This window comes from Paenarthrobacter sp. NPDC090520, from assembly GCF_044769205.1.
GTDB lineage: Bacteria > Actinomycetota > Actinomycetes > Actinomycetales > Micrococcaceae > Arthrobacter.
Genome location: NZ_JBIVXM010000003.1, coordinates 154,269 through 178,114, shown reverse-complemented (window position 1 = coordinate 178,114; position 23,846 = coordinate 154,269). Strand labels below are relative to the sequence as shown.

The 23,846-nt window shown below is 63.8% G+C and carries 25 protein-coding genes; 14 read left to right on the top strand and 11 right to left on the bottom strand.

The genetic code is table 11. The annotated features are described in order from the left end of the window. The 3 genes from ACIQTZ_RS05560 (at position 1) to ACIQTZ_RS05550 (ending at position 2,378) form a co-directional block, all read left to right on the top strand. Positions 1-885 carry a carbohydrate ABC transporter permease gene (locus ACIQTZ_RS05560; RefSeq protein WP_400335492.1) on the top strand — a complete coding sequence of 295 codons (885 nt, stop codon included), beginning with the start codon at positions 1-3 and terminating at the stop codon, positions 883-885. Beyond that, positions 882-1,157 (top strand): hypothetical protein, encoded by a 276-nt coding sequence (locus ACIQTZ_RS05555; protein ID WP_400335490.1) that lies wholly within the window; start codon positions 882-884, stop codon positions 1,155-1,157. The genes ACIQTZ_RS05560 and ACIQTZ_RS05555 overlap by 4 nt, the downstream gene beginning before the upstream one ends. Before the next feature lie 168 nt (positions 1,158-1,325). Continuing rightward, complete coding sequence (locus ACIQTZ_RS05550; protein WP_400335488.1) at positions 1,326-2,378, top strand: LacI family DNA-binding transcriptional regulator; 1,053 nt, start codon at positions 1,326-1,328, stop codon at positions 2,376-2,378. A 6-nt stretch (positions 2,379-2,384) separates the two neighbouring features. On the opposite strand, the gene ACIQTZ_RS05545 is transcribed toward ACIQTZ_RS05550, so the two are convergent. The 5 genes from ACIQTZ_RS05545 to ACIQTZ_RS05525 all read right to left on the bottom strand — a co-directional run bounded on the left by ACIQTZ_RS05545 (position 2,385) and on the right by ACIQTZ_RS05525 (position 6,632). Then, positions 2,385-3,284, bottom strand: coding sequence for a hypothetical protein (locus ACIQTZ_RS05545; protein ID WP_400335486.1), 900 nt, complete (start codon positions 3,282-3,284; stop codon positions 2,385-2,387). Positions 3,285-3,321: 37 nt separating this feature from the next. Then, positions 3,322-4,128 (bottom strand): exodeoxyribonuclease III, encoded by an 807-nt coding sequence (locus ACIQTZ_RS05540; RefSeq protein ID WP_400335484.1) that lies wholly within the window; start codon positions 4,126-4,128, stop codon positions 3,322-3,324. Between the two features lie 81 nt (positions 4,129-4,209). After that, positions 4,210-4,776, bottom strand: coding sequence for an HdeD family acid-resistance protein (locus ACIQTZ_RS05535; protein WP_402950577.1), 567 nt, complete (start codon positions 4,774-4,776; stop codon positions 4,210-4,212). 54 nt (positions 4,777-4,830) lie between these two features. Next, positions 4,831-5,457, bottom strand: a complete 627-nt coding sequence (locus ACIQTZ_RS05530; protein WP_402978326.1) for a response regulator — start codon at positions 5,455-5,457, stop codon at positions 4,831-4,833. Then, entirely contained in the window at positions 5,454-6,632 is a 1,179-nt protein-coding gene (locus ACIQTZ_RS05525; RefSeq protein ID WP_402978323.1) for a sensor histidine kinase, read from the bottom strand. The genes ACIQTZ_RS05530 and ACIQTZ_RS05525 overlap by 4 nt, the downstream gene beginning before the upstream one ends. A gap of 186 nt (positions 6,633-6,818) precedes the next feature. Here ACIQTZ_RS05525 and ACIQTZ_RS05520 point away from each other — a divergent pair, with 186 nt between their 5' ends. Next, the gene (locus ACIQTZ_RS05520) at positions 6,819-7,394 is read left to right on the top strand and encodes a heme-binding protein (RefSeq protein WP_402978320.1); all 576 of its coding nucleotides are present in this window, start codon (positions 6,819-6,821) and stop codon (positions 7,392-7,394) included. Positions 7,395-7,433: 39 nt separating this feature from the next. Then, a complete protein-coding gene (locus ACIQTZ_RS05515; protein ID WP_402978626.1) occupies positions 7,434-8,207 on the top strand; it encodes an ankyrin repeat domain-containing protein in 774 nt (257 codons plus the stop codon). A 107-nt stretch (positions 8,208-8,314) separates the two neighbouring features. On the opposite strand, the gene ACIQTZ_RS05510 is transcribed toward ACIQTZ_RS05515, so the two are convergent. From ACIQTZ_RS05510 to ACIQTZ_RS05500, 3 genes are read right to left on the bottom strand one after another with little or no spacing between them, the layout of a single operon-like run. Then, positions 8,315-9,529, bottom strand: a complete 1,215-nt coding sequence (locus ACIQTZ_RS05510) for an acetyl-CoA acetyltransferase (protein WP_402978317.1) — start codon at positions 9,527-9,529, stop codon at positions 8,315-8,317. Further along, positions 9,526-10,236, bottom strand: a complete 711-nt coding sequence (locus ACIQTZ_RS05505; RefSeq protein WP_402978314.1) for a CoA transferase subunit B — start codon at positions 10,234-10,236, stop codon at positions 9,526-9,528. The genes ACIQTZ_RS05510 and ACIQTZ_RS05505 overlap by 4 nt, the downstream gene beginning before the upstream one ends. 17 nt (positions 10,237-10,253) lie before the next feature. Further along, positions 10,254-10,970: a CoA transferase subunit A gene (locus ACIQTZ_RS05500; RefSeq protein WP_402978311.1), complete on the bottom strand. Its 717-nt coding sequence runs from the start codon at positions 10,968-10,970 to the stop codon at positions 10,254-10,256. Positions 10,971-11,236: 266 nt separating this feature from the next. Between ACIQTZ_RS05500 and ACIQTZ_RS05495 the strand changes: the two genes are divergently transcribed. Both ACIQTZ_RS05495 and ACIQTZ_RS05490 read left to right on the top strand, forming a co-directional pair. Next, positions 11,237-11,980, top strand: a complete 744-nt coding sequence (locus ACIQTZ_RS05495) for an IclR family transcriptional regulator (protein WP_402978623.1) — start codon at positions 11,237-11,239, stop codon at positions 11,978-11,980. Positions 11,981-12,093: 113 nt separating this feature from the next. Next, entirely contained in the window at positions 12,094-12,609 is a 516-nt protein-coding gene (locus tag ACIQTZ_RS05490) for a hypothetical protein (RefSeq protein WP_402978309.1), read from the top strand. A 53-nt stretch (positions 12,610-12,662) separates the two neighbouring features. On the opposite strand, the gene ACIQTZ_RS05485 is transcribed toward ACIQTZ_RS05490, so the two are convergent. Beyond that, entirely contained in the window at positions 12,663-13,235 is a 573-nt protein-coding gene (locus tag ACIQTZ_RS05485) for a GNAT family N-acetyltransferase (protein ID WP_400335464.1), read from the bottom strand. 63 nt (positions 13,236-13,298) lie between these two features. After that, positions 13,299-14,210 (bottom strand): LysR family transcriptional regulator, encoded by a 912-nt coding sequence (locus tag ACIQTZ_RS05480; protein ID WP_402978306.1) that lies wholly within the window; start codon positions 14,208-14,210, stop codon positions 13,299-13,301. 115 nt (positions 14,211-14,325) lie between these two features. On the opposite strand from ACIQTZ_RS05480, the gene ACIQTZ_RS05475 reads away from it, so the two are divergent. From ACIQTZ_RS05475 to ACIQTZ_RS05450, 6 genes are all read left to right on the top strand, one after another. Beyond that, positions 14,326-15,786 (top strand): aldehyde dehydrogenase family protein, encoded by a 1,461-nt coding sequence (locus ACIQTZ_RS05475; protein WP_402978303.1) that lies wholly within the window; start codon positions 14,326-14,328, stop codon positions 15,784-15,786. A 2-nt stretch (positions 15,787-15,788) separates the two neighbouring features. After that, the gene (locus ACIQTZ_RS05470) at positions 15,789-17,507 is read left to right on the top strand and encodes a hypothetical protein (RefSeq protein ID WP_402978300.1); all 1,719 of its coding nucleotides are present in this window, start codon (positions 15,789-15,791) and stop codon (positions 17,505-17,507) included. Further along, complete coding sequence (locus ACIQTZ_RS05465; RefSeq protein ID WP_402978297.1) at positions 17,504-18,496, top strand: membrane dipeptidase; 993 nt, start codon at positions 17,504-17,506, stop codon at positions 18,494-18,496. Before ACIQTZ_RS05470 ends, ACIQTZ_RS05465 begins: the two co-directional genes overlap by 4 nt. Next, complete coding sequence (locus ACIQTZ_RS05460) at positions 18,489-19,136, top strand: hypothetical protein (RefSeq protein ID WP_402978294.1); 648 nt, start codon at positions 18,489-18,491, stop codon at positions 19,134-19,136. Before ACIQTZ_RS05465 ends, ACIQTZ_RS05460 begins: the two co-directional genes overlap by 8 nt. Beyond that, on the top strand, positions 19,133-19,513 hold the full coding sequence (locus tag ACIQTZ_RS05455; protein ID WP_402978291.1) for a RidA family protein: 381 nt from the start codon (positions 19,133-19,135) through the stop codon (positions 19,511-19,513). Before ACIQTZ_RS05460 ends, ACIQTZ_RS05455 begins: the two co-directional genes overlap by 4 nt. A gap of 101 nt (positions 19,514-19,614) precedes the next feature. Further along, entirely contained in the window at positions 19,615-20,943 is a 1,329-nt protein-coding gene (locus ACIQTZ_RS05450; RefSeq protein WP_402978288.1) for an MFS transporter, read from the top strand. Positions 20,944-21,006: 63 nt separating this feature from the next. Here ACIQTZ_RS05450 and ACIQTZ_RS05445 read toward each other — a convergent pair whose 3' ends face one another. Next, positions 21,007-22,833, bottom strand: coding sequence for a cytochrome c biogenesis protein DipZ (locus ACIQTZ_RS05445; RefSeq protein WP_402978285.1), 1,827 nt, complete (start codon positions 22,831-22,833; stop codon positions 21,007-21,009). A 278-nt stretch (positions 22,834-23,111) separates the two neighbouring features. Here ACIQTZ_RS05445 and ACIQTZ_RS05440 point away from each other — a divergent pair, with 278 nt between their 5' ends. Next, positions 23,112-23,801 (top strand): fasciclin domain-containing protein, encoded by a 690-nt coding sequence (locus ACIQTZ_RS05440; protein ID WP_402978282.1) that lies wholly within the window; start codon positions 23,112-23,114, stop codon positions 23,799-23,801. Positions 23,802-23,846: the final 45 nt, after the last annotated feature.

Here is a 23,846-nt window from a genome sequence, read left to right as displayed (position 1 = left end):
ATGGCAACAGCCACAGCAACAAGGTCTTCCACAGCTCCCTCTGAACGGCCGAAGCGTCCATTCAACTGGGGTTCGTTCCGTACCTACGTCAGCGCAATCGTCATCCTGATCTGGTGCCTCGCGCCGTTCTACTGGATGATCGTCACGGCCTTCCGTGATGTTGGATTTACCTTCGACACCACGCCGTTCTTCACGCACTTCACCTGGGACAACTTTGCAACCGTCTTCGACGAGAGCCTGGGCAACCACTTCGGCAAGAACCTGCTGAACAGCCTGTTCGTGGGTGCCGTCACCACGATCATCGCCTTGATCGTGGGCGTGTTTGCCGCCTATGCCTTGGCCCGGTTGAACTTCCGGTTCAAGTTCCTGGTGCTCGGCTTCATCCTGGGGGCCTCGATGTTCCCGGGCGTCGCCTTGGTGACCCCGCTCTTCCAGCTGTTCACCAACATCGGCTGGATGGGTACCTACCAGGCGCTGATCATCCCAAACATCTCGTTCGTGCTCCCGTTGACGGTGTACACGTTGACCTCGTTCTTCCGGGAGATGCCGTGGGAGCTTGAAGAAGCTGCCCGCATCGACGGCTGCACGCAAGGCCAGGCCTTCCGCAAGGTGATCCTGCCGCTCGCGGCTCCGGCCACCTTCACCACGGCCATCCTGGCGTTCATCTCCGCATGGAACGAGTTCCTGATCGCGAGCCAGTTGTCCAACGACGACACCAGGACGGTCACAGTGGCCATCGCCTACTTCGCCGGCTCGCAGCCGCAGCAGGAGCCTTACACCGCCATCATGGCAGCGGGCACTGTGGTCACAGTGCCGCTGGTGATCCTGGTGCTGGTCTTCCAGCGTAAGATCGTCGCCGGCCTCACGGCAGGTGCAGTGAAGTGAGCAGCCCTGCAAGCCGGCGCCAGCAAGCTGCGGCGGCCCGGAAAGTCGATCCGCATACCAAGCGCGTGCGCTCCGGCGAGGATTTCGACATCATCATCGGGCTCCTGGGTTTCTGGGCGTTGGTCCTGTTGGCCGTCACGGTGTACATGGAACTTACGGCCCAGCCCGCCTTGGGCTGGGCCCTGGGCCTCCTGGCCACTGTCCTTGCGTTGTGGGGCATGATCCGGCTCCGCCGCAAACTCCCGGAAAGGACGTCCCGGCGACTCAATTGACCCGGCGCCCCACCTGACGCGGCGCCACAATCGAACAGCACCTCAACTTAACAGTGGGTCGACATCAAGCCGTGCAAAATCGGTGAAGGGCACACAGGCGGATAGGCTTAACGACGCCGTCTGGGAGGAGCCCTCGGCCTTCGGCATGCACCTAATGAGGGGGCTTTAGTGGCTAAAACGAACGAACGGTCCCAGCGCGGTGGCCATACGGGCGTCAGCATCGAAGACGTCGCAGCCGCCGCCGGGGTATCCACAGCGACAGTTTCCAGGGCTGTGCGCGGACTGCCACGGGTCTCACCCGCAACCCGCGAAAAGATCCTTGAGGTAGCGGCCTCGCTGGGCTACGTTGCCAGTTCTTCCGCTTCAGGCCTGGCTACCGGGCGGACGCGAACCATAGGCGTGTTGGCTCCCTTCGTGAGCCGCTGGTTCTTCTCCAAGGCCATCGAGGGGGCTGACCGGGAATTGCACTCCCGCAAGTACAACCTTTCCCTGTTCAACCTCGGCGGCCACGGGAGCAATCGTGAGCGGCTGTTCAGTTCCACCATGGTCTACAAGCAGATCGACGCCCTCCTGGTGCTCTGCATGGCGCTGAGCGAGGAAGAACTGGAACACCTCCACAAGATCGACATTCCGCTGGTAGTGGTTGGTGGTCACGTCGAGGACTGCGCCTACATAGGGATTAACGACTACGATGCGGCTTCCACCGCCGTGCGGCACCTGCTGGACCTGGGGCATAAGGACATCGCGCTGCTGCACGGCGACGACGAAACGGACTTGAACTTCGATGTTCCCCGGGTCCGTATCCGCGCCTTCCAGGAAGTGATGTCCGACGCCGGACTGGACGTCCGTCCCGAATGGGACGAGTGGGGGGACTTCACCGTGGCCAGCGGACAGCAGGCCTTCAACCGCTTGTGGAGCCAGCCCGGCCGGAAGCCGACGGCGATTTTCTGTTCGTCGGATGAAATGGCCATGGGCGTCATTTTCGAGGCGGCTCGCCACGGGGTGCGGGTACCCGAGGACTTGTCCGTGATCGGCATCGACGACCACGATTTCTCGGCATCCCTGGGCCTGACCACGGTAGGCCAGCGGCCCGACAACCAAGCCGAGTTGGGCACCAGGATGCTGCTTGACGAACTCGACGGCCATGCCGGGGCCGTCCGCTCGCAGACGGCTCCGCACGAGTTGATCGTCCGCGAGACAACTGCCCCGCCCTGCCGGTAGGAAAAGCTAGGAAGCCCGGGCCAGTTGCCGGATGGGGATCCAGCGCGAGGCCAGGCGCCTGTATGCCGCAGCCGCCCCCGTCATGTCGCCTTCGGCCAGGCACTCGATGCCCAGGCGCACATCCATGGGGGATTCGTCTGGATACACCTTGTCCGCCACGGCCCCGTAGTCCAGCTCCACCATGGACTGGACGTGGAAGAGTTCCAGCCATTCGGTGAGCTGGGTGAGATCGTCCAGCATGTCCAGGTCCGGTGCGGCAAGGGCAAGGTGGGCCACGGCGAAGCGTGCCCGGTCCAGTGCTTCGGTGAGCGGGGTCCACACCCGGACGGTGACAATGTGTCCGTCCGACTCCACGACGTCCTTGCGGTCCGACTCAGCGAAGAGCGAGAACCAGCTGAAGGGGATGCCCCACGTCGAGGCACGGGTGTGGACGCGCTTGGCGTCGTCCCCGGCGTTGATGCGGTCAATCCGGACCTGGTGCCTGTCGCGCTGCGAGACCGGAATCAGCAGGTCCGCGAGCGGGCTGTGCACCCCGTCCATGAGGGCGTTTGCCGCCAAGCCGGCCCGGATCACCAGTTGGCTGGGGCAGTAAAGCAGGCGACCGGCGTCGTCCGCTGGCGTCTCTTCACCGGAGTCATCCGGTGCGGCGTGCCGCCCGTTGGGGACGCGGGTCATGCGCACAAGGTCGGTTCGTCCGGTCGGAAAAGGGTCACCGCCGGTGCGCGTGATGCGTCCGAGCGAGGCCTGCAGTTCCGCGTTTTCGACGGCGGCCCGGGAACCGATCCTGCCCCCGTCCGCCACGAGCTGGCGCTGCTGTTCTGCAGGAAAGGCCTCGAGCGGCTCGTAGATGCGCAGCGAAGACGAAAAGGGCAGGCCGGCCTGGCCCCTGTACAGGTTTCCACTCATGTCCAGCCAGCCCCTTTCACTCCGAGTCGTTGGGTGGTTAGTCCGCGAGTTCCACAATCACGGGAGCGTGGTCAGAGGCGCCCTTGCCCTTGCGCTCCTCGCGGTCGATCGACGCGCCCGTAACCCGGGCGGCCAGCGGCGCCGAAGCGAGGCAGAAGTCGATGCGCATGCCTTCCTTCTTGGGGAAGCGCAGCTGCGTGTAGTCCCAGTACGTGTAGACGCCGGGACCCGGGGTGTAGGGGCGGACGACGTCGGTAAAGCCGGCGGTTTCGAAGGCGTGGAACGCAGCGCGCTCCGGTTCGCTGACGTGGGTGAAGTTGTTGTCGCGGAAGAGTTGGATATCCCACACATCGTCGTCGAACGGTGCGATGTTCCAGTCGCCCATGAGGGCGATCTGGGCGTTGGGATCTGCCTGGACCCATTCGGCAGCCTGGCCCTGGAGTACTTCCAGCCACTTGATCTTGTACGGCATGTGCTCGTCGTCGAGCGAGCGGCCGTTGGGCACGTAGAGGCTCCAGACACGGATGCCGCCGCACGTTGCCGCGATGGCGCGGGCTTCCTGGGCAGGGTTCTTGCCCGCTTTGCCGAAGGCCGGCTGGTCGATGAAGGTCCGCTCCACGTCTTCCAAGCCCACCCGGGAGGCGATGGCTACGCCGTTCCACTGGTTGACGCCGAAATGGGCTACCTCGTAGCCCATGCGCTCGAAGAGCTCCCACGGGAAGTTGTCGTCCTTGCATTTGGTCTCCTGGATGGCCAGGACATCGCAGTCGCTGCGCTCAAGCCAGGCTTCCACGCGGTCGGCGCGGGCACGGAGGGAGTTCACGTTCCAGGTAGCTATCTTCACAGCCACTAACTTACCGAACTTGGGGCCTCGCGCATCCCCTTCGAAAGGATTGCTACCGGTCTGGACGCTCTGCGACCCGCGTCAGTTGGCGTAGACCAAGGGGCTTCGTGCGCCCCGGCGGAGCCTGATGCCGCACACGATCAGGAGCAGTCCGGCGATCACGGCAAACGCGGCCAGGAACCCCGCCATGGCAAGGAACCCGAGGCCCGGGTTGACGATCACCAGCAGCCCGAAGAGGGCCGTCACCACACCGGTGAGCAGCCAGACAGGCCAGCCGCTCATGGTGCTTCGGGCCGCGAAGGCCAAGATGATTTCGGAGACGCCCAGGATCAGCGCCCACAATCCGATCAACACTGCCAAGGCAGCCGCCGTCATACCGGGCCAGGCGACGGCCACAAGGCCCGCGGCGATGGAAATGAAGCCGCCGATCAGGGACCACCGGGAATGGCGGGAGGGATCGTAGAAGTAGTGGGCAACATTGGTGAGGCCGTCGACGATCGCGAAGACGCCGAACACGAACACCAAGGCGAAAACGGTGGACACGGGAAGGGCTGCGATGGCGAAGCCGAACAGCACAGCCAGGATCCCGCGGAACAGGAGTGCCGTTCCGGAGTGCTTGAACATCTTGCGTCCTGAGGCGTCGGACATAGCGCCAGTTTAAGCCAAAGTCCCTGCCGGAGATATAGCTGAAGTCCGGGAAACTCAGCGCATTCCTTCACGCCGGATCGCCGTGGCGATGGCGGCGGCGCGGGTTTCCACGCCGAGCTTGGCGTAGATGTGGGCAAGATGCGTTTTGACGGTGGCTTCGGAGATGAACAGCCGTTTGCCCAGGTCGCGGTTGCTGAGGCCCTGGGTGAGGAGGCTGAGCAATTCCGCTTCGCGCGGCGTGAGGACCTCGTCCGGATTGCGGAGTTGCTGGAACAGCCTGGAGGCCACGGGTGCACTCATGACGCTCTTGCCCTGCACGGCCCCGCGGACGGCGGCGAAGATCTCCTCCGGTGCCGCGTCCTTGAGCAGGTAGCCCATGGCGCCCGCATCCACGGCCCGGACAATGTCCGCGTCGGAATCATAGGTGGTGAACACAATGATCGCTTGCCGCGGATTGCGCTGCCGCACCTGCTTGATGGCTTCGATCCCGTCCATGCCGGGCCCCATGGCCAGGTCCATCAGGATCACGGCCGGGGAAAGCGCTTCGGCGGCCTGCAATGCTTCCTCGCCGGAGGCGGCTTCGGCGACGACGGCGATGTCCGCTTGGGTGCCAAGCAGCGCCTTCAGCCCGCTCCGGACCACGGTGTGGTCATCCACAAGGAGCACGGAGATGGTGGTCACGGGGTCTCCTCCGGAGAGCGTAGGGGCAACTGGGCCGCGATGATGGTGCCTTCGCCGGGTGTGCTTTCCACGGACAATTGTCCGCCCAACTGTTCCACCCGCTGCCGCATGGCCCGCAGCCCGTACCCTCCGGCTTCCGACGGGGCAGGCACCGCTCCGGGATCAAAGCCGCGGCCGTCGTCGTACATGTCCAGGGTGACCGCCCCCGGAAGGTAACCGAGGGTCAAGCTGGCGTGCCGGGCCTCGGCATGCAAACCGATGTTGGCCGCGGCGCTCTGGGTGACGCGGAGCAGGGTGTGCCGAAGTTCCGGCGGGACGGCCCGGGGGTCACCGGTGACGTGAACGCTGATGGCGGGCACGTACTGCCTGGCCGCGTGCTCCAGGGCCTCTTCCAGTGGACCGGATTCGAGGCCCGGAGCCGAAAGTTCGTGGACCAGGCTGCGGGTATCTGCCAGGTTCCGGCGGAGGAGTCCGGTGGCCTTGAGCAGGTCATCCTGGGCTGACGGTTCCGGCCAGGAGCGCTGGGTGGCCTCCAGCAGGAGCAGGCTGCTGGCCAGGCCCTGCGTCACGGTGTCGTGGATCTCGCGGGAAACGCGCTCGCGCTCGGCCGCAATTCCGGCAGCGCGCCCACTCGCGGCGAGTTGGTCCTGGGCCGTGGAAACGTCCGCCAGCAACTTCCGTTGCACAGCGGCGTCGCGCTCGATCTTGTCGTAGATCAAGGTCAGCAGAACGCACGCGGCCAGCGGACCCAGCACCATGGCGACATCGGTCCAGTCGCTCAGGCGGAACAGCCCGACGGCGGTGGCGGCCGCCGTTGCGCCGCCGGCAACATACGCGGGCCAGCCGCGGAAAACGCTGCGGCAGAGGAAGAAGATGGCGAACGAGCACCACGCGAAGCTGGGCGCCACGATGACCAGCGCTGCCCAAGCTGCGAGCAGGGCGACCATCCACGGAAGCCACGGGCCGCGGTTCCGCCGGGCCAGGACGGCTGTTGCAGCGTAGAGGGCGCACACGGCCGCGGCCAGCGCGACGGCCCAGAGGTTGTCCGCGGGTGCGTGGCGCATGACGTACCGGACGCCCGAGGCGACCATGAGCACCGCAAAGCCGAGGTGGACCACCACGTCGATGCGGCCATCCAGGTGGCCGTCGAGCAGCGGCTTGGGGGCAGGTGTCATGGGTGGTTCCCGTTCGGTTGAGGGCGCTCTTTCCATGCTAGGTCCCGCACGGTTGCAGGTCTCTCCACCTTTTGGCTGATACCGCCGACGGAAAGGCTGAGCCCGGGACCGGCGGCTGGCCGATGTGGGCGCGGGGTGTCGGCCGGAAGCATGGAGATGTACCCAAGAACGTGCCAAGGAGAACCCATGAAGAAGTCCAACAAGATGATTGCCGCCGCCGCTGCCGGAGCACTGCTGCTCACCGGTGGGATCACGGCTGTGGCCAACGCTGTTGCCCCCGAAGCCGCCCCGGTCGTCGCTGCCGCCAAGGCTCCCGCAGAGGTCACACCCGCTGCAGAGAACGTGGTCGCCCAGAACCGCATTACCGTTGGTGCCTCCAGCAAGGCCGTCAATGCTGCGCTCGCCAAGTGCCAGGCGGACAAGCTTCCGTTCGTGACCGTTGCCTTGGTGGACCGCTTCGGCACCGTCCAGGCACTCCTCCGCGGTGACAACGCCGCCGAACACACCATCGAGGCCGCCAAGCAGAAGGCCTACACTGCGGCCGCCTTCGGTGCTCCCACCAGCGAGCTGGCCAAGCGCGTCAACGGCAACGGCCCGTCCATCGCCGACCTCCCCGGGACCCTCTTCCTGGCCGGCGGCGTGCCCGTCAAGGTCAACGGCGTCTCCGTGGCAGGCATCGGCGTCGGCGGTGCTCCCGACGGCGCCCTCGACGAAGCCTGCGCAACCGCGGGTGCCGAGGCGCTTGCCGCAGCGGCGAAGTAGCCTTTGGAGATGAAGTCCCCCTCCGGAGTTTTTGAACGGATGCTGCGCTCCTGGACGTGCTCTAAGAGTGTTTCGTGTACAAAAACGCCGGTGGTGGGGGCGGGGCTGCTGCTGATCGCCGGACTCGTGGCCGGCTGCGCCCCGGCTTCGCCTGCGGGCCAGGCTGGTTCACCGACAGCCGGTTCGTCAGGCTCGACGGCGGTTCCCTCGCCTTCCGGCCCGGCCACCACTCAAGCAGCCCCCAGCCCAGCCGCAGCGTCGAGCGCCGGTCCCGGGCCGGCGTCGTCGGCTGTTGTGCCGCCCAAACTGTCACCGGAGGCCCAAATGGAAACAGATCGGCTCCTGATCCTGGCCGCCAAAGCCAACGATCCTGCGCGGGTCCGTGAGTTGATCGATGCCGGTGGGAACGTGAACGCGAAGGACGACATCCAGGACTCCGCGTTCCTCTATGCCGGCGCCGAGGGGTTCAACGAGGTCCTGCAGTTGACTTTGCAGGCCGGGGCCGATGTCCGCAGCATCAACCGTTACGGCGGCACAGCCCTAATCCCCGCGAGCGAGCACGGGCACACGGACACTGTGCGGATCCTGATCGCTGCCGGAGTGCCGGTGGACCACGTCAACAACCTGGGCTGGACTGCCATGCAGGAGGCGATCCTGCTCAACAACGGCGGACCCAAGCAGCAAGACGTGGTCCGTCAGTTGTTGGCCGCCGGAGCCGATCCGGATATCCGCGATCCCCAAGGCCGGACCGCCCTGCAGAACGCAGAGCGGCTCGGCTTTGCGGAGATCGCCGCGCTGATCCGGAACCGCTGACCCCGCCTGCCCTGTCGAACCCAACTGAGTCGCAGTAGAGCGCGTTTTGAGGGTTCAAAACGCGCACAAATGCGACTCAGTTGGGTGCTGTCCCCTAGTTGGGCACGTTAGAGGGATTCGAGGATGCTTACGTAGTTCGCGATGCCCACGCCGCCCATGTTCTGGACCGCGCCGCGGCGGGCGTGGGGGAGCTGCATGTCCCCGGCCGTGCCGGTGAGCTGCATGGCAGCGATCACGTGCTGCGATACGCCGGTGGCGCCGACGGGGTGGCCTTTGGCCTTCAGCCCGCCAGAGACGTTGACCGGCAGTTTCCCGTCCTTATAGACCCAGCCTTCCTTGATGGCACGGGAGCCCCCACCGCGCGGGGTGAGGCCCATGGCCTCGTACATGATGAGTTCGGCGATGGTGAAGCAGTCGTGCACCTCGGCGAAGTCCAGGGCATCGACGCCCACGCCGGCCATGCCGAACGCCCGCTCCCATGAGGCGCGCGTGGCGGCGAACTCGGTGGGGTCGCGTTTCTCCGCGGGGAAGAAGTCGTTCGCGTGACCGAATCCGGCCAGGCGCACAGCTGCGGTTGCGCCGTTGGTTTCCTGGGTGGAAAGTACGACGGCGGCAGCACCGTCCGAGACCGGCGAACAGTCAGTGCGTCGCAAGGGCTCGGCGACCATGGGGTTCTTGTCCGAAATGGTCCGGCAGAACTCTTCGCCGAAATCGCGGTGCATCTGGGCATAGGGGTTGTCCATGCCGTTGCGGTGGTTCTTGGCGGCAATGGAGCCGAGGACGTCACCCAGGCCTGCTTCGAAACCCGGGCCTGCGATGCTGCCGCCGTAGCGCTTTTCGTAATGCTTGGCTACTTCTGCGAAGAGACCCGTGAAGCCTGTGGTCGAGGGTTTCCCGGCCATCTCGTAGGAAGCGCCAAGGAGGGCTGCGCCCACAACGTCCGCACCGGCGTCGGTCATTTTCTCGGCACCGATCACCAGGACATTCCGCGCTGTTCCGGCAAGGACCGCCTTGACGCCCTGCTGGAAGGCTGCCGAACCGGAGGCGCACGCGTTCTCCGTACGCGTGGCTGGCACGTTGCCGAGGTCTGCGGACAGCTGCAATGCCAGCGAAGACGTGAAGCCCAGGGGCTGCATGCCGGAGTTGAACTGGCCCAGGTAGATTTCGTCAATGTCCTTCGGCTCGAGGCCGGAGTTCCGGATCGCTTCACCGGCAACCTGGACAATCAAGGTTTCCAAAGTTTCGTCGGTGAGCTTGCCGAACTTGCTGTGACCCCAGCCCGTGAGCAGGATGTCTTTGCCGAACTGGTCCTTGAGGCTCATGCGTTGGCTCCTTCGAGGGTCTCTTCGACAGATATGTGCGTCAGCGCGACCGTGAACTCCGCGTCGGTCTTGTCGCGCAGCTCTTCGACCGTGACGCCCGGGGCGAGCCGGGTCAGCAGCAGGCGAGTGCCGCCGTCGTGCGTTTCACCGGTTTCCGGGTCGGGCACTATGTCGAAAACGGCCAGGTCCGTGATGATCCGGTCCACGCACTTGAGCCCGGTGAGGGGGAGCGTGCACTCGGTGACGATCTTGGCGGAAGCGTCCTTGGCGTTGTGCTCGGTCAGGACCACCACGCGCGGAGTGCCGGCAACGAGATCCATGGCACCGCCCATGCCCTTGACCATCTTGCCGGGGATGGTCCAGTTGGCGAGGTCGCCGCTGCCGGATACCTGCATGGCACCGAGGATGGCGACCTTCACGTGGCCGCCGCGGATCATGCCGAAGGAGGTGGCGGAGTCGAAGATGCTGCCGCCGGGATTGATGGTGACGGTTTGCTTGCCTGCGTTGATGAGGTCGGCGTCTTCCTCGCCTTCGTACGGGATCGGGCCCATGCCGAGGAGGCCGTTTTCGCTCTGCAGGACCACCCGCACGCCGTCGGGCAGGTCGTTGGCAACCAGCGTGGGGATGCCGATGCCCAGGTTGACGTAGTCGCCGTCGTTGAGTTCTTCGGCCGCGATGGCGGCCATCTGGTCACGTGTCCATGCCATGGTGTGTGCTCCTTTGCTTAGGCCGGGACGGGTTCGGGGCGCTGCCGGACAGTGCGCTGTTCGATGTCCTTGACCCGGTCGCTTGCCTGGACCAGCCGCTGGACGTAGACACCCGGGCTGACAATATGGTTCGGATCCAGCTCGCCGAGTGGCACGATCACCTCCGCCTCCGCGATGGTCACCTTGCCGGCAGTGGCGACGACGGGGTTGAAGTTCCGCGCAGTGTAGCGGTACACGAGGTTGCCGTCGGTATCCGCCGTGTGGGCGTGGACCAAGGCGATATCCGCGGTGATGGCGCGCTCGCGGACGTACGTGACGCCGTCGAACTCTTCATGCGGCTTGCCCTCGGCCACCAAGGTGCCCACCCCCGTCCGCGTGTAGAACGCGGGAATGCCCGCGCCTCCGGCACGGAGCCGCTCGGCCAGGGTGCCCTGCGGGGTGAACTCGACTTCGAGTTTGCCAGCAAGGTACTGCTCGGCGAACAGCTTGTTCTCGCCGACGTACGACGCGATGACCTTCCGGACCTGCCCGGCCTCGATCAGGACGCCCAGGCCCTTGCCGTCCACGCCCATGTTGTTGGACACGATGGTGAGGTCCTTGGCGCCCGACTCGCGGACGGCGTCGATCAGGTCGGCGGGGATGCCGCTGAGGCCAAAGCCCCCGACGGCGATCGTCTGGCCGTCTGCCAAAAGGTCACGTAGCGCTTGGCCCGCGTTGGGATGCAGCTTCGACATGGGGCGGCTCCTCATTGAGTATCCACTTTGTGGACTTGGTGTTCTTGGGTACTGAGCCTAGGAGTGGTCGCTCTACTGGGCAAGGCCAGCCGGGCTTCCTGACTCATGCTGTGGACGATAGAGTGACAGGTGTCCATATTGTGGATGAATCTTCGGGAGTAACTATGGCTGACCAGAAAACAGGGCGCGCCAAAGCGGTGGCGCCCTCGGGAGCGGCGGCGCCCCCAAAGGCGGTGCCGTCGTCGAACCCGGTCCAGGGCGCCCAAGTGGTGGGCCGTGTCGCGGCGCTGCTTCGTTTGGTAGGGCGCAAGCCCGCCGGGATGTCCCTCGCTGGGGTTGTGCGGGAGTCCGGACTGACGCGGCCCACGGCCTATCGACTGCTCACGTCACTGGCGGCGGAGGGCTTGGTGGAACACGAGGAAGCCACGGGAAAGTGGGTCCTGGGGCCGGAGGTCTTCCTGCTCGGTTCAGTTGCGGCGGCCCGTTTCCCCATGGAGGACCTTGCCCGGCCTTCCCTGCGTCGACTGGCCGCTGAGACCGGGGAGAGCGCGTTCTTTTCCATCCGCCGCGGCAATGAAACAGTCTGCGTTTTGCGTGAAGAAGGGTCGTTCCCGGTCCGGTCCTTTGTGCTGCATGAGGGCGTTCGTTTCCCGTTGGGCGTGGCTTCGGCCGGAACCGCGATCATGGCTTTCATGCCTCCAGATGAGCAGGAGAGTCTTTTGGAGGACTGGGCCGCGCACGCCGGGGAATTCGCCGTCGGGCATCCCGCGGACGTGGTCCGGGACAACCTCGAACGGACCCGGTTGGCCGGCTATTCAGTGAATCCCGGGCTGGTCCTTGAAGGAAGCTGGGGGATGGGCGCCGCTGTCTTCGACCGGCACGGCCAACCGGCGTGGGCTTTGTCCTTGACGGGGATCGAGCCGCGTTTCCGTGGGGAACGGCAGGAGTTCCTGGGCAAGTTGCTCATGGCCGAAGCACACCGGATGACGGCGCGTTTGCAAGCGTCGTGACATCGGCACCGGTGAGCGCTGGGAGTTCGTTTTCGCTGGACCAGCCTGCGTAAGGTTGTCTGATACCAGTTATAGATGTCACTGTGCCGGCGACTCGGTGAGGAGCAGCGAGCTTGGATCTCTTCGAAGGACCTTTGTGGGTGCATTACGGGCAGGCGACCGTGGAGAGCGCCGGGGCGCAGCCCCGCGACTACGGCGACGCGTTCAGACAACAACACAATGGCATCTGTGGGGCGGCCAGCAGCGGGGTACTGGAATTGGTAACGGGTCTCCACACAGGGGACGTTGGTTTCACAGTTGAACTGTTCGAGAGCGAGCCGGACTACGAGGATTCCTGGGAGGAAATCGTTGAAGTGTCGTTCTTGGCGGAAGGAGCGGTCCGACTCATCGAGTGGGGCGATGCCGCGTCGTACCAATTGGAGTTACTGCCCGGTCCCTACCGTGTGAGGTACTGCGCTGCCGGCATGGATGCCGGACGTGAGGCGGACACGACCATGGATACGGACGGGATTTTAGACACCTACAAGCTGATCTTCTGGCCGAGCACGGCTCCCTCGGCTGACGTCGTGGTAAAGCAGACGAGCGGTAGTGCGCGGCAGGGCCACGAATGGGCCAGGTCTCTTCATTGAGCCAGTGACTGTTGATGCCAGTTGACCTCTGCCCCTGACTACAGCGCGATTTCTCAGGTGAGGTCCAGGCGCATCAGGACCCTCGGGAAGCCGTTGAGGACGGACGTGGTCTCGGCGACCTTCTTGAACCCGGCTTTTTCGAAGAGCCTGCGCGTGCCCACGTAGGCCATGGTGAGATCCACTTTGCCGCCCTTGTTGTCCACGGGGTATCCCTCGAGGACCGGTGCGCCGTGCGCCTTCGCGAAGTCGATGGCCCCCTGCAGGAGGTGGTGCGAGATCCCTTTGCCGCGGTGCCCTGGTTTCACGCGGATGCACCACACGGACCAGACCTCCGAGTCATCCACGTGGGGGATCTTCCGGTTCGTTGCGAAACTGGTGTCCGCACGCGGGTGGACGGCCGCCCACCCAACTACCTCGTCGCCGTCGTACGCCAAAACGCCGGGCGGCGGATCCTCGGCCACCAGCCCCTCGACGTACTTGCCGCGTTCCTGTTTCTGGAGGCTCTGGTTGAGCTTGGACGGGATGCGGTAGCTGAGGCACCAGCACACATTGGAGTCGGGTTTCTTGGGGCCCACCATGGTCTTGACGTCGTCGAACACCGTGGCGGGACGAACTTCGATAGCCATCCGCCCATCCTGACATCGTCGTGAGGGGTGGGCAACGCTCGCCGGGGAGCGTTGCCCGGGCGGCTACTCGCGGTTGCTGCCTGGTCCCGACAACGCCAGGGTCTCTTCGCAGGCCTGCCTGACCTTGGCCACAAGCGGTGACTCCACCATGTCGCTGCTGTAAATCAAGCTCACACGGGAGACTGCCGAGGTGCCCTGGATGTCCAGGTAGGCAAGGCCCGGAATGGCATACGCGCGCAGGGATTCCGGGACCACCGCGATGCCCAGATGGGCCGCCACCAAGCCAAGGATGGTGGGGAATTGGACGGCTTGCTGGGCAAGGTCGAACTCGACGTCGGCGGCGTGCAGCAGCGCGGCTATGTGATCGAAAAGCCTTGAGATGCGGTCCCGCGGGAACGCAATAAACCTCTCACCTTTCAACTCCTCAAGTCGGACTGAATTTCGTGTGGCCAATGGGTGGCCAGTCGGGACTGCCAGCACGAGGCGCTCGTTCTGCAAAAGCGTGGAGCTGATGCCTGGCACCGTCCTGACCTCCCGGGCGATTCCCGCGTCGAGGGCCCCGGAGGCGATGAGCTCAATCTGCGTGTCGGTGGTTTCCTCACGTAGTTCAAGGTCTATGCCCGGCCATTTCGCACGGAGATCCCGGACCACCGGTGGAAGGGTGGAGATAGCGGCGGATGAGACGAATCCGAGCCGCAGCCTGCCGACTTCACCGTCGCGTGCCTGTCTGAGGGCTGCGTTCAGGGTTCCGTACTGCGTGAGAAGCTTCCGGGCGTGCTTGAGGAGAACTTCACCATCCGCGGTGAGCTGTACGTTGCGCGAGTTGCGCACGAACAATTGGGTCTTGCATTCCTCCTCAAGCTTGCGAATCTGCTGGCTCAGGGGCGGCTGGGCCATGTGAAGCCTCTCGGCGGCCCGGTTGAAGTGAAGTTCTTCGGCGACAGCAACGAAAAGCTCCAAGCGACGAAGGTTCATGCAATCAAGACTAAACGCATATTGGTTAGAGCTAAATAGATACTTCATTGGTTGATGCTGCGGGTCTACCGTTGATCGTGAGAACAGTCACAGATCAACAATCAGAGGTTCGAGAATGCCCGTCACGACCAAGCCAGCCAGCAGCTTCATCAACGGAAGTTGGGTTGAGGGAGCCGGCGAAACCACAACCCGCTTCAACCCGGCAGCACCCGGAGAAGCGGTCACCACCTATCACCAAGCCGGCTCCCGGGAACTTGCCGAAGCCGTACAAGCGGCCGTCACGGCTTATCCGGCCTGGGACCGTCTGGGAATCCTGGCAAGGGGTCGGATCCTGGCGCTCGCAGCCTCCTTGATACGGGACCGGCGTGAGGAAATAGCGTCAGTGATGACCGCAGAACACGGTAAGACACTGGCGGAATCCCGGATGGAAGTTGACGCATCCGCAGACACCTTTGACTACCACGCTGCCTCGGCCAGAAACCCCGTGGGCACCGAGTACCCTTCAAGCCACCCTGATGAGCGGATCCTGACCGTACGGCGTCCGTTGGGCGTAGTAGGTGTCATCACGCCGTGGAACTTCCCGCTGCAAATCCCTGCCTGGAAAATCGCGCCGGCGCTGCTCCATGGCAATGCCGTGGTCTGGAAATCCGCAAGCCACACTCCCGGCGTCTCGGTTCTTTTGATGGAGATCCTGACAGCGGCGGGTGTGCCGGCCGGCGTCGCAAATTTGCTGCTCGGTCCGGGCCCACTGGGTTCCGAACTCGTCTCCCACCCCTCCGTCGCGGGCGTGACGTTTACGGGCTCGGTTGCTGTGGGGCACCACATCCGCGGGATCGTTTGCGGTCGCGGAGCGAAACTGCAGATGGAACTGGGTGGGCACAACGCCACACTTGTCCTCCCCGACGCCGACATCGAGCTGGCTGCATCCAGCGCTGTTAACGCGGCCATGGGCTCAACAGGCCAAAAATGCACAGCCACCCGGCGGATCATTCTTGCAGGTGACGGGCACGAGGCCTTCCTGGATGCGGTAAAAGAGAAAGTTTCCGCCTTGATCCTGGGCCCAGGCAACGACCCTGCCGTGCAAGTGGGACCCGTCGTTTCTGCATCAGCCCGGGACGAAATCAACGCCGCGATCGAGAAAGCTCTGAGCGAGGGTGGTCAAATCATGGCGCAGGCCCCTGCTCCGGCGGCCGAGGGATACTACGTTCGGCCAACTGTCTTGACCGGCCCACCGTCAATGACTATCTGCCACGAAGAAGTGTTCGGACCCGTGGTGACCGTCCTCCGGGTGGACACTCTTGACCAGGCCATTGCGTTGGCAAACGGCACTGACTTTGGCCTCACCGCCGCTGTGTTCACCAGCGATGAGAGGGCTGCGCGGCGTTGCGTGGACTCCCTGGACGCCGGCCTCGTGAAGGTCAATGCTCCCTCCACAGGGTCCGAACTTCACGTTCCCTTCGGCGGGATGAAGGATTCGACCTTCGCCGGTCCGCGGGAGCAGAACAGTACCGCCGCTGCGGCTTTCTTCACACACGAAAAGACCGCGTACCTGCGTCTGGCTCCCGAGAAGGCATGACAATGACACTCCAAGACGAAAGAGCGGCCGCCAAATTGCGGGCACCGAACGTAGTGCTTTCCGGCGCCGACATGAACGGTGCTTGGGCCACGCGGCACAGCTTTGCCCGCACCATGCTTCGCCGCGCCGCTGCCCGGCAATGGTCCGTAGCCCGGACGCGCGTCGAACTGGACGCGGACGCCAGGGGAACGGTTGTATACACCGTGGAGGCGGAAGGACAGACGCTGACGTTTATTGCCTTCTGCCGCACCCTGGAGGAAAACGAACGCACTGACAGGGTCATCGCCGAAGCATGGGACGTGACCGCAGCCCTCATTGAAGGCGGGCTCACGGCCGAGCGGGAAGACGAACTTCGGATCAACGTCCCCGTGCAGGAGCGTGGACGAGTCGATCCGGAGACCATCATCCTGACCAGGGCGAACCGGAGCGCGCGCTTCTTCGACTACGTGAGCGATTGCTTGGCCGCAGGGTCCCAGCCGGATGTGGACATCGTCGGCCCGAGCCCATACCTGATCCGCAGCACGGCGTTCTACGGCAACGGAAAGTTCGGCCTCAAGGAATTCACGGACATTCCCGCCGGCCACCCTTTGGCCGTTCCATACCGGTCCCAGATGTTGGCTGCCTGGCTGCTGCGTGAACTGAGCATGGACATGGTGGAGCACGTAGCCCGCGCCAAGGCGGCAGCTTCCGGCGGTTCGGCGGTTCCTTTAAATGCCGAATGGGGCCGATACCTTGGGTTGGGCAATGCCACTGGCCTGGGAATGGTGCCTTTCGTGATCAACCACCCGGACTACCTGGACGCATGGTGCCGGTTGCGCGAGATTCCGCTGGCTGCCGGACTCGTCCGTGACTATGAACCGGACCATCCGGACCTGTTCCGCGTGGCGGAGTTGCTGGCAAGGGCCGACCGGCACCTCGAGGAAAAACACGCACTCCAGACCTCGCCCTTCCTGGCCACGGATGCGATCCGGCCACAGCTCCAGCAACTCCTTGCTGCTTTGCGGTTTCACATTGACTCCGCAACGGCTCCGGCACCGGTCCTGGCGAACCTTCACGAGCTGGCGGCCAGCCTGAGCCCGGAGGCCAGGGGGATCTTCGGCTCGATCGTGATCGAACTCCGTGCCGATTTCGATGAAGACGCGGAGGCTTTGCTCAAAATCGGTCCCGCCGCTTCTTTCGAGCCGGCCATGTCCTGTGGTGAACTCAAACAGATCGTGGAGACAAACTACGCCTGGGTCCGCAGCTACGATTTCACGGACCCGGACAGGGCCCGGTACTTCTGGTTCTCGTCGGCCGCCAACGAAGAACCACGACGTGCCCTTCGCTCGAATCGTCCCGAGGGCGCTGCCGAACACTGCACGGACATTGCCCGTCGCGTCAACGCCCTCGTCGACGAATTGCAGAACTTTCCGCCCCAGAGCAGTGTTACTGCTTTCCTGATGGCCCACCCTCAGCAACGTTTCGCTGTCGCGAGGGTCCAGCAGACACGGGTCCTTCCCTACGGCGAGTTGCAGGACAGCCTGATCGACGCGGGATTTCTGCCTTTGAGCACACAGCGCTTCCAGCTGGCAACGTACGGGATGAACAATTTCAGCCCCCAGTCCACTGACTGGTTGCGAGTGACGTTGTTCAGCGGCGCGCCACGTGCCTTGGACATCAACAACGGAGCGGACGACGACGATTGGCTGTTCCCCACGGCGCCAAGGGAGGTCGAACAGTGAGCCTGCACCAGAACCTGACGGTCGTGGACGGACTACAGATAAGTAACTGGAGCCGGCCCGTCCTGGAAGAACTCCGGACCGGTGGCGTCAGCGCAGTGAACGCAACCTGCGCTGTCTGGGAAAACGCGGCAGATACGCTCCGTTCCATTGGCCAATGGCTGGAGCTCGTCAACCGAAACGAGGACCTGGTGTTCCTCGCTTCTTCCGGCAATGACATTGAGGCCGCCAAGGCACAGAACAGGATCGCGGTATTTCTTGGGTTCCAGAACGCCAGCCCCTTCGAAGACGACTACCGCTACGTTGAGGTCTTCCACCGGCTCGGCGTACGGATAGCCCAGCTGACCTACAACAACCAAAACCTCATTGGCAGCGGTTGCTTCGAAGCAGAAGATGCCGGGCTGAGCCGGTACGGGCGCGTGATCGTGGAAGAGATGAATCGCGTGGGCATGCTGATCGACCTTTCCCACGTCGGATACCGGACCAGCCGTGATGCCATTGAGGCCTCTTCGGTGCCGGTTGCCATCACCCACTCCAACCCGCTGTGGTTCTTCGACACGCCGCGCAACAAGCCCCATGACGTGATTCAACCGCTGGTGGACCGCGGCGGTGTCATCGGGTGCTGCCTTTATCCCACCGTCAGCGGTGGTGAACACGTGTCCATCGAGGATTTCTGCGCCATGGTTGCGCGGATGGTGGACCACTACGGACCTATGAGTGTCGGAATCGGGAGCGATTGCACTCGTGGCTGGGATCAGGAGTTTGTTGGCTGGCTTCGCAACGGGCGCTGGCAGCCGACCGATCCGGAGCATGCACCGACCTGGCCGCTGTGGCCGGCCTGGTTCGAGGGGCCCCTGGATTTTCCCCGGCTCACGGATGGCTTGGAGGCTACAGGTCTGGACGAGCACTCTATCGCGGCGGTCATGGGAGGCAACTGGGCCCGGCTGTTCACGGAAGCCATGGACACAACAAAGGAACACGCGCATGTCTGAAACCAGCACCCGGCCAGGCCGCCTTCTGGCCGTCCAACCCCGGGAAATCAAGGAAGCGGCCTTTCGGGCCCTTTGTGCGGCGGGAGCCGACCCCGTCGAGGCGCAGGAAGGAGCCCTGGCGGTCCTGCGTGCCCAAACCGAGTCACACGACGGACTGTCACTCCTGGAGGAATTGCTGGATGCAGACTGGTCAACGTCGGCACGTCCCGCTGCAGTCAGCCCCGCACTTTGGGCTGCTGGTTATCTGCACGAGTTCGACGGCGGTGGTCAGCCTGCCCTAAGGACCGCACTCCAGATCATGGACGTCGTTCAGGACGTTCCATATGGAAGCGTTTCGGTTGTCCGCACCGTGGACAGCCACATCCCGCTGCGTCTGTGGAACGACCTTGTCCGACGCAGGTCGGCCGCATGGGGCCGTCGAATCATCATGGCTGCCTCGGATGACCCGGGCCTGCCGCCACAGGTCCGCGCAGCCCTGCGGCCGACCGAAAAGGAGCCTTGCATGGTGGTAGTTGCCTTCCCGGAACCGGTTCATCGCGAACCTGAAAAGGCTGTGGGCGCCAGTACCGCACTGGAGATGCATGAAAAGGAATGGCAGATTATGTATGGGATTTCGCGGAATTACCTTGTGGACGCATGAACTTAGTAGCGCGAACCGACTTCACTGACGGCAAACCCCGTCCCTACACCGCATCAGCCGCGAGCGGTGGAATCCTCTTCTTGTGCGGGCAGGTTCCTGTTGGTGAAGACGGCGCCGTGGACGCCGATATCGCCGGACAGGTCAGGCAGGTCTTCGACAACATGGAAGCCGTCCTCAAGAATGCGGGATCCAGCCTCTCCCATTTGCTCAAACTCACGGTCTTCCTGGCCGACCTCGATGAATTTGATGCATACAACGCCGCCTACCTCACGAGGCTCAGCGGCCATCCATTGCCTCCGCGGACCACTGTGCAAGTGGCACGGTTCAGGGGCGAAAAGCGCATCGAGATCGATGCGGTCGCAGCCGTAGCAGCCTGACCTCACCCCTGGCCACGGATCTGTTGGGTTACCAACGTCGTTTTCCCTCTTCCCAGATCGGATTCACCATGCTCTCCCAAGCTCCAGCACCTGCAACACAAATGACCATAGATTCGGCTCCGCTGAACTCTTTCCATAAGAGGCTCACGCTCTTCAGCTCAGGGGGTCCGTTCCTAGACGGGTACATCCTTGCCATCATCGGAATTGCGCTGGTCCAGATCATCCCGGCCTGGCAAATGAATGACTGGTGGAACGGCCTCATCGGCGCATCCGCCTTGGTGGGTGTGTTCCTGGGCGGTCTGATTTTCGGCAACGTCACGGACAAGATTGGCCGCAAGCTCATGTACACGATCGACCTCGTGGCCATCATCGTGTTCTCCGTCGCGCAGTTCTTCGTGCAGGAACCATGGCAACTGTTCGTCCTGCGGCTTCTCATTGGAATCGCGGTGGGGGCCGATTACCCGATTGCGACGTCCCTGGTGGCCGAGTTCGTCCCAAAAAACTGGCGGGCAAGGCTCCTTGGAGGCCTGAACGCCATGTGGTTCGTCGGTGCCACAGTTGCCGCGTTCGTGGGCTATTGGCTGCTTTCGCTGGAAGACGGATGGCGTTGGATGTTGCTGTCCTCGGCTGTTCCGGCGGTACTGATCCTTATTGCCCGTGCCACGATTCCCGAATCCCCGCACTGGCTCGTTGGCAAGGGCCGCCATCAAGAGGCCTTGGAGATCTTGAAGAAGACCATCGGTGAATCCGCCACCCTGGACGGCATCACCGCGCATGACCCGAAGGCAGCCAAGCTCAGCACTGCGAGCGCCTTCAAACTGGTCCTTACCGGCGGGTATTTGAACCGCGTTGTCTTCATCTCCGTCTTCTGGACCTGCACGATCGTTACGCTGTTCTCCATCTATGCTTTTGGGCCGCAGATTCTGGCGTTGTTCAACCTTCAGTCCGGTGACGAAGCCAATATTGGCTACGGCTTGATCAACCTCTTCTTCCTTGTGGGGAATGTGGTGGCTCTCCTTGTGGTTGACAGGCTTGGCCGCAGGCCAGTCCTGATCTGGGGCTTTGTCCTCTCTGGCGTGGGCTTGATGTTCCTGGCGGTGTTCCCCAACGCACCACTGGCGCTGATCGCTCTGGCCTTCGCCTTCTACGCAATCTTCAACGGCGGCCCGTCAATCCTTGAGTGGATATACCCCAACGAACTCTTCCCCACCAAGGTCCGGGCCACCGCAGTCGGACTCTGCACCGGGACCAGCCGCATCGGTGCGGCTATCGGTACCTTCGCCACCCCGCTGGCCCTGACCCATCTGGGGCTCTCCGGCACCATGTGGATCGCAGCCGGTATCGCGCTGTTCGGAGCGGCCATCAGCTTCCTCATGGCGCCTGAGACCAAGGGCAAGGACCTGGAAAAGGCCGCCGCCCTCCACGGCTGATCAGCCAGCCAAGAAAAACAGCGCAGTTCGCCCTCGGGGTCCCGGGGGCGAACTGCGCCGTTCTTATCCAAACGTGAACGAGTACGCCTGGATTCCCTGCGGGACCCTCACCTCCAGTGACCCCTCACGGATCTCGGAATCATCCACGATCTTGTAAAGGGTGGGCGTCCCGGACACGGCCACGGTGCTGGCTTTGCCGTCCCGGATCACATCCAGCGAACCCTCGCCGCTGACCACGATGTACACCTGCTTGGCGTGGTAGTTCAGCGAGATGGACGAGCCCGCCGCGGTGGGCGCAATGGACTGGGTCCCCAGGTTCCAGGAACCGGTCAAGGCGAAGCTGTCCGCAGGCTGAGCCGAAGGGGCCGAATACACGCCGTCCCCCGCCCTGTATGGTTCCGTGCCCCCATAATTGACCTTCTTGGTGACGCCCAAGTACGTCTCGGGAGTGGTGGCACCTGCAATCGGGCCGTCGTCGGAGGCTTCGACAGGTGCCGGGAGTTGGACGGAGGGTTTGGCCTGTTGAAGCAGTTCACGGATCAGCTTTTCCGTGGTCTGGTAGCCGCCCTCGCCGAACTTGATGTGGCGGACGGTCCCGTCGGCGTCAATGAGGTAGTGCGCAGGCCAGTAGCGGTTGCGGTAGTTGGTCCACGTGGAGAGGTTGTTGTCGATGGCCACGGGGTACGTGATGCCGAGGTTCTGCGCGCCGGACATGACGTTCCGCGTTTCCTTTTCGAACGCGTACTCGGGGGAGTGCACGCCGATGATTTCCAGCCCGGAGTCCTTGTACTTGCTGTACCACTGGGTGAGGTGCGGCACTGAACGCTGGCAGTTGATGCAGGAGTAGGCCCAGAAGTCCACCAGCACCACCTTGCCCTTGAGGTCCTTCAGGTTCACGGCCTGGTTGCCGGGCGTGTTGAACCATTCTTGGATGCCCTTGATATCCGGCGCTGTCCCGCACGATTCCAGCGAGGTGCCGCCGTTGCTGCACTTGTCCAGGTCCTTATTCTGATCGTTCACCAGGCCGCCGAGGTCCAGGGCCTTCTTCACGGCGTCGTTGTCCTGGACCTGCTCCTGGAGTGAGGAGGTGTAGTCGGGGACGAGTTTCTGCAGCAGTTGCGGGAGGTTGAACACGAGTCCGATGGCCAGCGCAATCATCATGATCCCGCCCGCAATGCGGATCTTGCGCTGGTTCTTCCGGAACGCTTTGACCCGCTCGGCCACGCGGCGGCCCGCCAGGGCAAACACGAGCAACGGAATGGCGGCACCCAGCGCGAAAGTCAGCGTGAGCACGATGGTTTCCGGCCCCACCTGTCCGGTGGCACCCGCGACGGCGATCGCGGCCAGCACTGGTCCTGCACAGGGGACATAGACGACGCCGAGGGCCAGTCCCAGCACCAGCCCACCATTTTCGGTACCGACCCTGCGCTGCGGGATCCAGGAGAAGGGCTTTTCGAGGATGTGTTGGAAGCGGTCGAAAATCAGGCCAAGCCCGATCAGCACCAGGACCACCAGCCCGATCCAGCGCAGCAGGTCCTGCGGCAGGTTGACCAGCGTGAGCAGGAACGAGCCAACCAAGGTGAAGGTGCTGAAGCTGATCACCAGCCCGAGGATCACCAGGTAGGGACGCCATCCCGCCCGCCGCTTTGCTTTGGCTTCGGATTCACGCTCGACGGCGGTAGCGAGGTTTCCGCTGGCGGCGACCTCGCCGCCTGAGGTGCTGCCGCCGTCGGACGTTTTGTCCCTCGGGGCTCCACCGGACGCGGCCGATCCGGGCCGGGCACCCTGGACGCCGCCGGACAAGAAGATGACCGGGAGGACCGGAAGGATGCAGGGCGAGATCCCCGTAATGAGCCCACCGAGCAGGCCTATGAGTGCCAATTGCAGCATTTCTTTCTCCCTAACTTCGCCGGGCCGGCGGCTGGTGGTGCCCGCTCCGGATATCTGCGGGGAGTTCGGAGCCGGGACGGCGATGGCTTGGTGCGAGCTTGGAAAACGGGCCTATTCCCGTTTCCATAAAACTTTTTCAATCCGCACCCATCCGCGCGGCCACACCCTCCGAATAGCTGGTGAGACACAAACCGCAGGTGAGGCAAAAGCGTCGCAGGCAGGCCGTGTCCCACACCCACTGGATCCAACGCCCTGGTTCCACAAACAAGGAGAATGAGATGTTGTCCACAAAGCGCCCCGCCCTCGCCTTCGTTGGCCTCACTGCCGCCGCCCTTCTCGGACTCACGGCCTGTGGTGGTTCAGGTAGCTCCAGCTCTTCCGCGTCTTCGTCCGCCGCACCGTCGGCCTCGTCCATGGCGCCGTCGCCATCGGCTTCGTCCAGCTCGGCCATGGCCTCCAGCGCCGCCATGGATCCGGCCCGTGACCTGGTTGGCCCGGGTTGCGCCGGCTATGCTTCACAGGTTCCGGACGGCGCCGGTTCGGTTGTAGGCATGGCGCAGGATCCGGTAGCTGTTGCCGCTTCCAACAACCCGTTGCTCAAGACCCTCACCGCGGCTGTCTCGGGCAAGCTGAACCCGAAGGTGGACCTCGTCTCCACCCTGAACGGCAGCGAATTCACGGTCTTCGCTCCGGTTGACGACGCCTTCGCAAAGATCGACCCCGCCACGATCGAGGCGCTCAAGACGGACGACGCCACGTTGAGCAAGATCCTCACCTACCACGTAGTCCCCGGCCAGCTGACCCCGGACCAGATCGTTGGAACGCACAAGACGGTCCAGGGTGGCGAAGTGACCGTTGCCGGCTCCAAGGATGCCCTGACGGTTAACGGTGCCAACGTGATCTGCGGGGGCGTCCACACCGCCAACGCCACGGTCTACCTGATCGACACCGTGCTGATGCCCAAGTAGGCCTCTGGTCCATCAGTCCCAACACAACGCAGCAGGCGCCGGGAT